Origin of the sequence: Streptococcus sp. 27098_8_22 (genome assembly GCF_041432415.1) — a bacterium.
Classification (GTDB): domain Bacteria; phylum Bacillota; class Bacilli; order Lactobacillales; family Streptococcaceae; genus Streptococcus; species Streptococcus pseudopneumoniae_M.
Window position 1 is genome coordinate 314,585 of sequence record NZ_JAPVZP010000001.1, and the last position, 12,576, is coordinate 327,160.

Annotated in this window: 12 protein-coding genes and 1 pseudogene; 2 read left to right on the top strand and 11 right to left on the bottom strand. The window is 38.9% G+C overall.

Annotated features, from left to right (window positions below):
- The first annotated feature begins 309 nt into the window (after positions 1-309).
- Positions 310-1,157, top strand: a pseudogene (locus tag O3633_RS01595) (IS630 family transposase).
- A gap of 80 nt (positions 1,158-1,237) precedes the next feature.
- Here O3633_RS01595 and walJ read toward each other — a convergent pair.
- From walJ to mutY, 4 genes are all read right to left on the bottom strand, one after another.
- Complete coding sequence (gene walJ, locus O3633_RS01600) at positions 1,238-2,047, bottom strand: exodeoxyribonuclease WalJ (RefSeq protein WP_371620158.1); 810 nt, start codon at positions 2,045-2,047, stop codon at positions 1,238-1,240.
- A gap of 1 nt (position 2,048) precedes the next feature.
- Positions 2,049-3,398: a cell wall metabolism sensor histidine kinase VicK gene (gene vicK, locus O3633_RS01605; RefSeq protein WP_371620159.1), complete on the bottom strand. Its 1,350-nt coding sequence runs from the start codon at positions 3,396-3,398 to the stop codon at positions 2,049-2,051.
- Positions 3,391-4,095, bottom strand: a complete 705-nt coding sequence (gene vicR / locus O3633_RS01610; protein WP_049530433.1) for a cell wall metabolism response regulator VicR — start codon at positions 4,093-4,095, stop codon at positions 3,391-3,393. Before vicR ends, vicK begins: the two co-directional genes overlap by 8 nt.
- Positions 4,096-4,159: 64 nt before the next feature.
- Positions 4,160-5,323: an A/G-specific adenine glycosylase gene (gene mutY, locus O3633_RS01615; RefSeq protein WP_371620160.1), complete on the bottom strand. Its 1,164-nt coding sequence runs from the start codon at positions 5,321-5,323 to the stop codon at positions 4,160-4,162.
- A gap of 177 nt (positions 5,324-5,500) precedes the next feature.
- On the opposite strand from mutY, the gene O3633_RS01620 reads away from it, so the two are divergent.
- On the top strand, positions 5,501-7,780 hold the full coding sequence (locus O3633_RS01620) for a Xaa-Pro dipeptidyl-peptidase (RefSeq protein WP_371620161.1): 2,280 nt from the start codon (positions 5,501-5,503) through the stop codon (positions 7,778-7,780).
- A 44-nt stretch (positions 7,781-7,824) separates the two neighbouring features.
- Here O3633_RS01620 and O3633_RS01625 read toward each other — a convergent pair whose 3' ends face one another.
- The 7 genes from O3633_RS01625 to O3633_RS01655 all read right to left on the bottom strand — a co-directional run bounded on the left by O3633_RS01625 (position 7,825) and on the right by O3633_RS01655 (position 12,571).
- Positions 7,825-7,989, bottom strand: coding sequence for a hypothetical protein (locus O3633_RS01625; RefSeq protein WP_049502767.1), 165 nt, complete (start codon positions 7,987-7,989; stop codon positions 7,825-7,827).
- A gap of 9 nt (positions 7,990-7,998) precedes the next feature.
- Complete coding sequence (obgE, locus tag O3633_RS01630; protein ID WP_371620162.1) at positions 7,999-9,309, bottom strand: GTPase ObgE; 1,311 nt, start codon at positions 9,307-9,309, stop codon at positions 7,999-8,001.
- A 72-nt stretch (positions 9,310-9,381) separates the two neighbouring features.
- Positions 9,382-9,516 (bottom strand): DUF4044 domain-containing protein, encoded by a 135-nt coding sequence (locus tag O3633_RS01635; protein WP_000863850.1) that lies wholly within the window; start codon positions 9,514-9,516, stop codon positions 9,382-9,384.
- Positions 9,517-9,545: 29 nt separating this feature from the next.
- On the bottom strand, positions 9,546-9,737 hold the full coding sequence (locus O3633_RS01640; RefSeq protein WP_052689745.1) for a PspC domain-containing protein: 192 nt from the start codon (positions 9,735-9,737) through the stop codon (positions 9,546-9,548).
- Between the two features lie 26 nt (positions 9,738-9,763).
- Complete coding sequence (locus O3633_RS01645; RefSeq protein ID WP_371620163.1) at positions 9,764-11,080, bottom strand: glycosyltransferase family 4 protein; 1,317 nt, start codon at positions 11,078-11,080, stop codon at positions 9,764-9,766.
- 8 nt (positions 11,081-11,088) lie between these two features.
- The gene (locus tag O3633_RS01650; RefSeq protein ID WP_463260716.1) at positions 11,089-12,132 is read right to left on the bottom strand and encodes a glycosyltransferase family 4 protein; all 1,044 of its coding nucleotides are present in this window, start codon (positions 12,130-12,132) and stop codon (positions 11,089-11,091) included.
- Between the two features lie 109 nt (positions 12,133-12,241).
- Positions 12,242-12,571 (bottom strand): metal-sulfur cluster assembly factor, encoded by a 330-nt coding sequence (locus O3633_RS01655; protein ID WP_000331926.1) that lies wholly within the window; start codon positions 12,569-12,571, stop codon positions 12,242-12,244.
- Positions 12,572-12,576 lie beyond the last annotated feature (5 nt).

The window sequence follows — 12,576 nt, forward strand, 5'->3', positions numbered from 1 at the left end:
TACCGTCTTGGTTTAATAATACGCTATATATATAATATTTTACAGCTACTTTCCCTTTAGAAACGTTGATTTAATAAGGATTTAAATATTACAGAGTATGCCTTTGTAAAATACGGTCTCAAATAATCATAAAAAGAACAGTTCTGGCTGTTCTTTCAGAACGAAGACAAACGTCATTTTTGGCGTTTGTCTTTTTCTCTTTTCAAAAATAGTTTATCTCATCACCTACTAATCTATCCCAAAATCTGAATTTGAGAAAAATATAGCCGATTGAAACAAAAATAGTATATAACGTGGTTTAATCTTCTTATGGCATATTCAATAGATTTTCGTAAAAAAGTTCTCGCTTATTGTGAGCGAACAGGTAGTATAACAGATGCATCACACGTTTTCCAAATCTCACGTAATACCATTTATGGCTGGTTAAAACTAAAAGAGAAAACAGGAGAGCTAAACCATCAAGTAAAAGGAACAAAACCAAGAAAAGTTGATAGAGATAGACTTAAAACCTATCTTGCTGATAATCCAGATGCTTATTTGACTGAAATAGCTTCTGAATTTGACTGTCATCCAACTACCATTCACTATGCTCTTAAAGCTATGGGGTTCACTCGAAAAAAAAGAACCACACCTACTATGAACAAGACCCAGAAAAAATAGCTTTATTTCTTAAACATTTTAATATTTTAAAGCACTTAGCACCTGTTTATATTGATGAAACAGGATTCGATACTTATTTTTATCGAGAATATGATCGCTCTTTAAAAGGTCAGCTAATAAAAGGTAAAGTATCTGGAAGAAGATATCAGAGGATTTCTTTGGTTGCAGGGCTAACAAATGGTGAGTTAATCGCTCCAATGACTTACGAAGAGACGATGATAAGCGAATTTTTTGAAGCTTGGTTTCAGAAGTTTCTCTTACCAACATTAAACACACCATCAGTTATTATTATGGATAATGCAAGATTCCAGAGAATGGGTAAGCTATAGCTCTTATGTGAAGAATTTGGGCATAAACTTTTACCTCTTCCTCCCTACTCACCTGAGTACAATCCTATTGAGAAAACATGGGCTCATATCAAAAAGCACCTCAAAAAGGTATTACCAAGTTGCAATACTTTTTTCGAGTCTCTGTCGTCTTATTCTTGTTTCAATTAACTATATTTTTGAAAAGAGAAAAAGACAAACGCCAAAAATGACGTTTGTCTTCGTTCTGAAGAAGGCTTTTGCCTTCTTTTTTATATATCAGTTAAAGGTGTCGCAGTATCTGGCGAAGTATCATAAACTTGGAAGTCTACTCCTACTCCCAGATCTGCCTGGGCCAGCTGATTGACCATAGTCATATGAGCGAGTTCTTTGATATTATTCTCCTTAGACAAATGGCCTAAGTAAATCTTTTTGGTGCGGTTTCCAAGTGTGCGAATCATTGCATCTGCACCATCCTCGTTTGAGAGGTGACCAAGATCAGATAGGATCCGTTGTTTGAGTCGCCATGCGTAGGACCCTGCTCGCAGGATTTCCACATCATGATTTGACTCGATCAGATAGCCATCTGCATTCTCGACAATACCAGCCATACGGTCACTAACATAGCCTGTATCCGTCAGCATGACAAAGCTCTTATCGTCCTTCATAAAACGATAAAACTGGGGAGCGACTGCATCATGACTCACACCGAAGCTCTCGATATCGATGTCGCCAAAGGTTTTGGTTTTTCCCATCTCGAAAATATGCTTTTGCAACGTGTCAACCTTACCGAGATACTTACTATTTTCCATAGCCTGCCAAGTTTTCTCATTGGCATAAAGATCCATGCCGTACTTACGAGCAAGGACGCCCACACCGTGGATATGATCTGAATGCTCATGGGTTATTAAGATAGCATCCAAATCCTCTGGTTTACGATTGATTTCACTCAAGAGGCTTGTAATTTTTTTGCCTGAGAGTCCCGCATCTACTAAAATTTTCTTTTTTGGTGTTTCTAAGTAAAATGAATTTCCACTGGAACCCGATGCTAAAATACTGTATTTAAAACCGATATCACTCATTCTAGTCTTCTAGTTCATCCTCCCAAATCTCTTCTTTCACGGCATCCTTATCGTATGGAAGTACGATGGTAAAAGTAGAGCCCTTGCCATATTCACTCTTGGCCCAAATAAAGCCCTTATGTTGCTTGATGATTTCCTTGGCGATAGCCAATCCCAATCCTGTTCCACCTTGGGCACGACTTCTTGCTCTGTCTACTCGATAGAAACGGTCAAAAATCTTCGGCAAATCTTGCTTTGGAATTCCTAAACCTTGGTCAGAGATAGACAAAATCATCTGATCATCTGTAGTTTTCATGCTTACAGTGATTTTTCCACCATCTGGTGAATATTTGATGGCGTTATTTAGGATATTATCTATCACCTGAGTCATCTTATCTGTATCAATCTCAATCCACACGGAGTTAATCGGATAATCTCTCACCAACTCGTATTTCTTCTCATCGTCCTGACTTCTCATCTTATCAAAACGATTGAGAATAAAAGTGATAAAGGCAGTAAAGTTAATCAACTCAACATCCAAGTGACTGGTCTCATTGTCAATCCGTGAGAGGTGCAAGAGGTCCGTCACCATCCGCATCATACGGTTGGTTTCATCCAGAGAAACCTTGATAAAATCAGGGGCAACTGGTTCTGTCAGGGCTCCTTCGTCCAAGGCCTCAAGATAAGATTTTACACTTGTCAAAGGTGTACGCAACTCATGACTAACGTTCGAAACGAAAAGCCTTCTCTCACGTTCTTCCTTCTCTTGTTCAGTCGTATCATGTAGGACTGCTACTATACCAGAGATAAAACCAGACTCTCTACGAATCAAGGCAAAACGCACGCGCAAGCTGATATACTCGCCATTCACATTTTGGGAATAAATCATCAATTCAGGACTTTGGGTAATGAGATCTCTCAGCTCATACTCTTCTTCAATTTTGAGTAACTCCAAGATATTTTGATTAAGAGCATCATCCCTTTCAACTCCAAGTTGTCTCTTAGCCATGTCATTAATCATGATAATCTGACCACGACGATTGGTCGCAAGTACCCCGTCTGTCATGTAGGACAAGATACTATGCAACCTTTTACTCTCTTGTTCCAGATTTTCCTGAGTCAAACGGATTACTTCTGACAAATCATTAAGATTGTTGGTGATATTTGTAATCTCTGAACTTCCCTGCATATCCAAAACCTGAGAATAATCACCAGCAATCAAATCCTTAACCTTCTGGTTTAATTGTCTAAGGCGAATATTATCGCGACGGCTCTCAATAAGAAGAAAAGTCACCAGCATAATAAAGCCAATTAGGATGAGGATAAAGATAAAGTCACTCGTCAAGATTGTTTGTTTAATTACTTCAATCATTATTTCTCATGTAATATCCCACTCCACGACGAGTTAGGATGTATTCAGGTCTACTTGGTGTATCTTCAATCTTCTCACGCAAGCGTCTAATGGTTACGTCTACTGTACGGACATCCCCAAAGTAGTCATAACCCCAAACAGTTTCAAGGAGGTGCTCACGGGTGATCACTTGACCAATATGTGACGCTAAATGATGTAAGAGTTCGAATTCGCGGTGGGTTAGATCTAACTCTTCACCATATTTCTTAGCCACGTAGGCATCTGGTAAAATCTCCAAATCGCCAATCTGCAGACTTTGTAATTTCGTTTCAGGTTCTTGGTTATCGACTGAAACAAGATCTGTACGACGGAGAAGAGCTTTAACACGGGCCTGTAGTTCACGATTTGAAAATGGCTTGGTTACATAGTCATCCGCCCCAAGCTCAAGCCCGATAACCTTATCAAATTCACTATCCTTTGCTGAAAGCATGATAATGGGAACACTACTTGTCTTACGAATAGTTTTTGCGACCTCAAGTCCATCAATCTCTGGAAGCATCAAATCCAAGATAATAATATCTGGTTGCTCAGCTTCAAATTGTTCAAGAGCTTCACGACCATTAAAAGCAGTTACAACTTCATAACCTTCCTTGGTCATATTAAATTTTATAATATCTGAGATGGGTTTTTCATCATCTACAATTAGTATTTTTTTCATTTAGTCACCTTTTTCCTTATCTCATTATACCAAAAAAATGTAAAGAAGACACGAAAGACCGATACTAGCAGCTTCTTTTCAAGTAGGCTTGCCAGATCTTTTGCTGAGGTTTGGCTATGGGATAATTGCTAAATTCTTCTGGACTTAACCAAAGAACTTCTCTATCAACATATTCCTGTGTCTTAGTAACTTGTCCTGCAATTATCTGGATATGCCATTTACGATGGCTAAAAACATGCTTGACCTCTTCAAAACGTAGATCTTGCCAATCAACTTCAAGGTCATAGTCCTGTTCAAAACTCTCCTGTGGAGATGGTCCCAGTTCTAGAATTGGCTCCGCTACTTGACTAAAAAGGTCCAGGTCCTGAGTCTGGTCTGAGAATTCATCAACTTCAATCAAGGGAAAATGCCAAAATCCAGCCAAGAGTTTTTCACTCTCATTCTTCTCTAATAGAAACTGACCCTGACTATTTTGCACTACAAGAGCCTTTAGAAAAATAGGGATTGGCTTTTTCTTTGGAGCCTTAATGGGATAGCGATCCATGGTCCCATGTTGGTAAGCAGCACTGAACTCCTTAACAGGACTCTGCTCCGGTCTTGGATTAACAGGAGCCTCAATATCTGAACCTAAATCCATCAAAGCCTGATTGAAATCACCTGGACGATCAGGATCTATCAGAACTTCCATCATCGCTTGAAATATTTTTCGATTGCTAGGATTTCCAATATCATGATTGACTTCAAATAAACGTGCCAAAACGCGCATGATATTGCCGTCTACTGCAGGCTGCGGAAGGTTAAAGGCAATACTAGAAATTGCACCAGCTGTATAAGGACCAATCCCTTTTAAGCTTGAAATACCTTCATAAGTTGACGGAAACTTGCCTTCAAATTCACTCATAATCTGTTGAGCGGCTGTTTGCATATTGCGGACACGAGAATAATAGCCAAGTCCTTCCCAAGCTTTTAATAAGCGTTCCTCAGCTGCATTTGCTAAGCTTTCAACAGTCGGAAACCAGTCCAAAAAACGTTCATAATAGGGAATGACGGTATCAACTCGAGTCTGCTGCAACATGATTTCAGATACCCAGATATGATAAGGATTCTTGCTTCGTCTCCAGGGTAAATCACGCTTGTTTTCGTCATACCAGGCTAATAGTTTTTGACGGAAAGAAAGAATCTTGTTCTCTTCCCACATGGTCACACCATATTTCTCCAAATCTAACATATTTCTAGTATAGCATAACCTTTTAGGATACTCAAAAAATCAAGATAGGGCTTGTTAAAACACTCTCTTAAACTCTGTTAGATTAATAGCAATTTAACCTTTCCAAACCTGCTTATTCTATCATTTTCCCTTCTTTTTTGATATAATAAATTTAATGATTCTTCAAAGGAGGCATCTATGCGTTTTAATCAATTCAGTTACCATCCTGTAAGCCAGCTAGAAGCTTTACAGGAATTATCCAGTCTTGGATTCAAGATCGACCCTGCGCTTTCAACTAAAGAACAGTTTGAAGTCTTTGTCAGAACTTGTTTTTTTAATTATAAAAATACCGACTATCCCCTCTCAACTTTAGCGGTTGATAAAGAAACTGATCTACTCACTTTCTTCAATTCTGATCGTGAATTAACTTCAGAAATTTTCTATACTGTAGCCTTTCAGTTGCTAGGATTCAATTACTTAGTTGACTTTGAAGATGGTCTAGCTTTTCATCAAGAAACGGCATTCCCTATTGTATACGGAGATTTGATTGACAATCTCTATCAACTCCTTAACACGCGCACTAAAAAGGGAAATACCTTGATTGATCAGCTAGTTAGTGATGGTCTTATCCCTGAGGACAATGATTACCACTACTTCAATGGAAAGAGTTTGGCTACTTTCTCAACTAATAATGTTATTCGTGAAGTTGTTTATGTAGAAACTCGTATTGATTCTGATAATGATGGTCTACCTGATTTAGTCAAGGTTAGCATCATCCGTCCATCTTACCACGGCAAAATTCCAGTTGTTATGACGGCAAGTCCATACCATCAAGGAACCAATGATAAAGCAAGCGATAAAGCTCTTTACAAAATGGAAGCTGAGCTAGAAGTCAAGGAACCAGGTGAAATTTCTCTAGTAAATCCAACATTAGACTTGGTTGAGCCAGTTGGCCAAGCAGACCTCGTTTCAGAAGCTGAAGAAAAACTGACTCATATCAATAGCAGCTACACACTTAACGACTACTTCCTTCCAAGAGGATTTGCAAATATCTACGTATCTGGTCTTGGTACAAAGGATTCTCAAGGTCAGATGACTAATGGTGACTACCGACAAGTTGAAGCCTATAAAAATGTCATTGATTGGCTCAATGGCAGTTGTCGTGCCTTTACAGACCATAGTCGTGAACGTCAAGTCAAGGCTGACTGGTCCAACGGTAAGGTAGCAACTACTGGTCTTTCTTATCTAGGAACAATGTCTAATGGTCTTGCTACTACAGGAGTTGATGGTTTAGAGGTCATCATTGCTGAAGCCGGTATCTCATCATGGTACAACTATTACCGAGAAAATGGTCTGGTAACAAGCCCTGGTGGCTATCCAGGGGAGGACTTCGATTCATTAGATGAATTAACTTATTCTCGTAATCTCTTAGCTGGTGACTATATTCGTGGAAACGAGGCTCATAAAGATTCTATAGAAGAACTGAAGAAAAATCTAGACCGTAAAACTGGGGATTATAACCAATTTTGGCATGATAGAAACTACCTTCTTAATGCTGAAAAAGTTAAGGCTGAAGTTGTCTTTACCCACGGTTCACAAGACTGGAATGTAAAACCACTTCATGTCTATCAAATGTTCAATGCTCTTCCAAGCAATATTAAGAAACATCTCTTTTACCATAACGGCGCCCATGTTTATATGAACAACTGGCAGTCTATTGATTTCCGTGAATCCATGAATGCTCTTTTGACGCAAAAATTATTGGACCAAGAAACTGATTACCAACTTCCAAGAGTCGTTTGGCAAGACAATACTGCTCCTCAAACCTGGCTGTCACTTGAAGATTTTGGAAATCAAACTGACCATAAAACTTTCTCTTTAGGTACTGAAGAAGATGTTATTGAAAATCATTACCAAGATTCTGACTTCGAACGATTTGGAAAGACTTACCCAACCTTTAACAATGAACTTTATCAAGGTAAGGTGAATCAGATTACCATTGATCTTCCAGTGACTGAAGATCTTCATATCAATGGTCGTGTTAAACTAAACCTTCGTCTCAAGTCAAGTATCAATAAAGGTCTTCTCTCTGCTCAACTTCTCGAACTTGGTCAAAAGAAATACCTTCAACCTTATCCTGGAGTCTTGGCTGCTCGTACTATTGATAATGGTCGTTACCATATGCTGGAAAACCTTTGCGAGCTACCATTTAGCCCAAATGCCCAACGTGTTATCACCAAAGGCTACCTCAACCTCCAAAATCGTCATGATTTATTAAAAATTGAAGAAGTTAAACCAGATGAATGGATGGAATTCCAATTTGAACTCCAACCAACAATTTACAAACTAAGAAAAAACGATACAATCCGACTCGTTCTTTATACTACTGACTTTGAAATTACCGTCCGTGACAATACTGATTATCAATTAACAGTAGACCTTGCGAAATCTAGTCTTGAAATCCCAGATCAAAAATAGTTAGTAAACCAGAAAACCCGTGATAAAAATATCACGGGTTTATTTTATGATTTGTTGTTTTCAGCTTGCTTTTTAGTCCTTGCTAGTCTCAAAGCACGATTTGGATTGAGGCGATTAAACAGTTCTTCTAACTTCTTCTCATTCCAGACGTCTGCTGCAGAAACAAAATTTCCATCAGCATCTCGGAAAGATATCGGTTTATCTCCCATCGCTATCTCCTAGTCTACAAATTCAAACTCAAACTTACCGATACGAACCAAATCTCCATCCTTGGCACCACGAGCACGAAGAGCTTCATCAACTCCCATACCACGCAACTGACGAGCAAATTTCATAACAGACTCATCGCGGTCAAAGTTAGTCATGTTAAAAAGTTTGATGAGTTTTTCACCTGAAAGTACCCATGTTGCATCATCATCACGACTAATTTCAAATGGTTTTTCTTCTTCATCAAAGCCATAATAAACTTCTTCTTCCATTTCTGACTCATCATAAAGAAGGAATTCTGGGGTCTTATCAAGAAGTTCAGCCGTTGCGTCTAATAAAGGTGCTAAACCTTGTTTTGTCAAACCTGATATTGGAAAGATGGCTGGTAATTCCTCGAACTCATCAAAGTTAGCCGCCAATTTTTTCTTGAATTCTTCAAGGTTTTCTTTACTTTCTGGCATATCCATCTTATTAGCAACAATAATTTGTGGACGCTCCATCAGACGAAGGTTGTAAGATTCTAACTCTTTGTTAATAGCTAGATAATCTTCGTAAGGATCACGTCCTTCACTAGCTGACATATCGATGATGTGAAGGATAACGCGAGTACGCTCAATATGGCGAAGGAATTGAGTTCCCAAGCCCACACCTTGACTTGCTCCTTCAATCAAACCGGGAAGGTCTGCCACTGCAAAGGACTCACCTGATTGGGTACGGACCATACCAAGATTTGGAACGATTGTTGTAAAGTGGTAGGCACCAATTTTAGGTTTTGCAGAGGTAATTACGCTGAGCAGAGTTGATTTACCAACTGAAGGGAAGCCAACCAAACCAACATCCGCAAGGATTTTAAGTTCTAACTGTAACTCACGTTCCTGACCAGGTTCTCCATTTTCTGAGATTTCAGGTGCAGGATTTTTGGGTGTTGCAAAACGGATGTTTCCACGGCCACCTCGACCACCGTGAGCAACGATAAACTCTTGGCCGTGCTCAATCAAGTCAGTGATAATTTTTCCAGTTTCTGCATCACGCACAGTTGTACCTTGAGGTACTCGGACAATCAAGTCTTCTGCACCGCGTCCGTGCATTCCTTTGGTCATCCCTTTTTCACCCGATTGGGCTTTGAAATGACGATTGTAACGGAAGTCCATCAGGGTACGTAAACCTTCATCTACAACAAAGACAACGTTCCCTCCACGACCTCCATCACCTCCCCATGGACCGCCATTAGGGACGTATTTTTCACGGCGAAAGGCAACCATCCCATCGCCACCATTTCCAGCCTTGACCTTGATCTTGGCTGTATCTAAAAACATACTCATATTCTTTTCTCACTCTAAAAAGGGCTGGGAAATCCCAGTCACCAACTATTACTTGCTAGAAAATCTAGCATTTTAAAATCTGCTAAATACACCGATGGCTGTAGCAAAGATACCTGCTAAAGTTACAAATAACATGATTAATACGACAAACATCGTTAGTTTTTCAAAGAAAGTTTTTTTACGTTTTCCATTATCACCAAATGCCATTTTTTCTCCTTTACTATAATACTCTAATCTTAATATTCATCAGATACAGGAGCGATTGCCCACAAAATTAAGTAAGCAATAAGTCCAGCACCATAACAGAAAGCTAGAACTCCCCAAATCACACGTACAATTGTAGGGTCAATATCAAAATAATTAGCTAAACCAGCGCATACACCACCGATTTTTTGATCTCTACCACTTCTCATAAATTTCTTTTTCATTTTTTTATTTCCTTTCTTTTATTCGATTAATCGTTCAAATATTTTCTTAAATGACTCAACTGTTTTCTAGAAGCTTTCAACATACGTCTTGACCCCTTGACCGGCATAGACACTGCTTGTTGTGGTATATAAAATACTGTCTTTAAAATACGTTTCGTAACAGGTTCATCTGCAGTCAATTTTTTTTCAAAATTATTTGAAATAATAACATCTAGATAGAATTCATGCACTCTCTTAGCAAAATTCTCAGCTGAAATTTCATACAATTTTTCAGCCAAAAGTTTTTCATCCATCTTTGGAGTTGCAATTAAAGCTTCTAAAATAGCCCCTGCTAAATCTCTCTCTTCATAATAAAGAGTTCCAAACATTTTATGATTGACGAGGTTATCAAGATAGGGATTTCCATGAGCTATTACCGGAGTCTTACTTGCAAGACTTTCAAGATAGGTCAAGCCTTGCGTCTCACTAGTTGAAGCTGAAATAAAGAAGTCGGCAGCCTTATAGTAAAGTGCGGTCTCACTTGGAGCAATCATCCCTGTAAAAATAACAGAATCTTGAATCTGTAAATCTGATGCTTGCTCTTTGAGATTTTCCAGATAAGGACCATCTCCAGCTACGACTAATTTAACATTTTGCTCTTCTTTTAGAACATCTGGAAGTGCTGCCAGAACAGCTTGAATGTTCTTCTCGTAAGAAACACGTGAAAGGCTAAGAAGCATCTTTTCATCTTTCTTAATGCCTAATTTATCATGTAAGTCTACGATATGTTCTGGTCCAATCTCAGGTCGTTCAAACTTGGCTAGCTCAATCCCTGTAGGAATAACTCGTTTTTCTACTTTGACCTTATAATCTGATAGAAGGTCTCGCACAATTTCACTTGGACAAATCACTCCATCAACATCATGAAGGAAGCCTCTCACAAGGTACTTAACCATACCTGGACGAATCAACATCCCCTTAGCGATATAGTGGACATAATCTTCGTACTGGGTATGATAGGTATGAATGACTGGAATTTTCAATTCACGCGCTATCCAAATCCCTAATAAACCAAGAGAAAACTCAGTCTGCGTATGAATAATATCCAGCTTGTATTGCTTGGCAATCTCAAGAGCTTTTGTAAATCCACGATAGGCGAAACGTCGATCCTTAAAGGCAAAGAAAGGAACACTAGGGATACGGATAATCTGCCAGTCTTCATAACGATTAACATCCTTGTCTGTTGTTGTAAAGATAAAGACGGCATGTCCTTGCTTTTCAAGTTCTGTTTTTAAGGTTCGAATACTGGTCGCAACACCCGAGACCTGCGGGAAATAAGTATCTGTAAATAAACCAATTCGCATATACTACCTCATTTTTTTCCTAAAGCTGCTTGCTCCCGATAGAATTTTAGCCAGATTTCAAGAAGATGCTCTTCTGAATATTCTCTTGAAATGGCCTTAGCCTTTTCTTTCAATGCTTTCAACGCTTCTGGATGCTCTCGATATTCCAAGATAGCTTCTTTCATCTCTTCTACATCACTTGTTGGTCTGTAATTTCCTTCAAGAATGACCTTGTAAAGATCTAGATCACGAAGCATAATGGGTGCTTCACAACTCGCAGCTTCTAGAATAGTCATTGGAAAGAGCTCGTTATAACTTGGAAGCAAGAAAAGATCAGCCAAGGCATAGAGTTCTCTCATCCGTTCTGGATCAACAATCCCTGGGAAAATTAGATTTTCAGGAGGATTATCCATAATCTTTTTATAGCGTTCATAACCATCGGTTATTCCCCCAAAAGAGAAGCCACCAGCCCAAATAAAAGTGATATCCGGTAATTCCTCAGCTAAAGTGATAAAGTCATCTATTCCTTTACGCTTCTGAACCTGACCTGCACCAACGACTACAAACTGATTCTCATCAATTCCCATATCTTTACGAAGTTGTTCAACTTGCTCTATAGGAAGTGAATGCCATTTTTCTTTGTTGACAAAGTTAGGAATATAGGTCACTTTCTCACGTGGAATTCCAGCAGCCACTAAATCCTCAATGAAGGTAGGATTGACCACAACCAGATGCTCCATACGGTCATAAAAAGAAAATACATAGCGTTTGACAATCCCCTTTAAGAAGAATGGAATCTTCAAACTACCTTCCAAGGTATCAGGTAAGAAGTGAACATAGCCAATCTTACGTCCAGAACGTTTTTTCTGAAAAGTCGAGAGATAATAAGGAAAATCAATCGTATGAAAATGAGTAACATCCGCTTCGATTGGAAGATTTTCTGTTACGATCAGTTGGTCTTTCGCATCTCGTTTTAAAAGCTGTACCAGTTCACGGTAAGCACCAGACACACCTTGGCCCGCCACTTTTTCACTTGAACTTAGCATATTGATGCGCAATTTCTCTTTTTCCATAGTAACCATTATACCATTTTCTTCAAATAAAATCAGCAAATAAAAAGAGAGATAGCATAAAAGCTGGGAATTTCCTGGCGTCTACACTATTTCTCTTTTTATCATTTACTTACTTGATGCCTAAAGCGATACGAGCGTAACGGCTCATTTTCTCAACTGTCCAAGCTGGATACCAAACTAATTTGACTTCAACATTAGTAACCTCTGGAACGTCCGTCATAGCATCATAGATTTGGTCGGTTAAAAGATCCGCCAAGGGACAACCCATGGTTGTTAAGGTCATATCAATTTCAGTCTCACCTGTATCGCCATCAAAACGAATCTCGTAAATCAAGCCTAGATTGACAATATCAATCCCCAATTCAGGGTCAATCACTTCTTCTAGTGCTGTCAAAATACGTGTTTTGATATTTTCAATCTGTTCTTCTGTGTAAGCCATCTTCA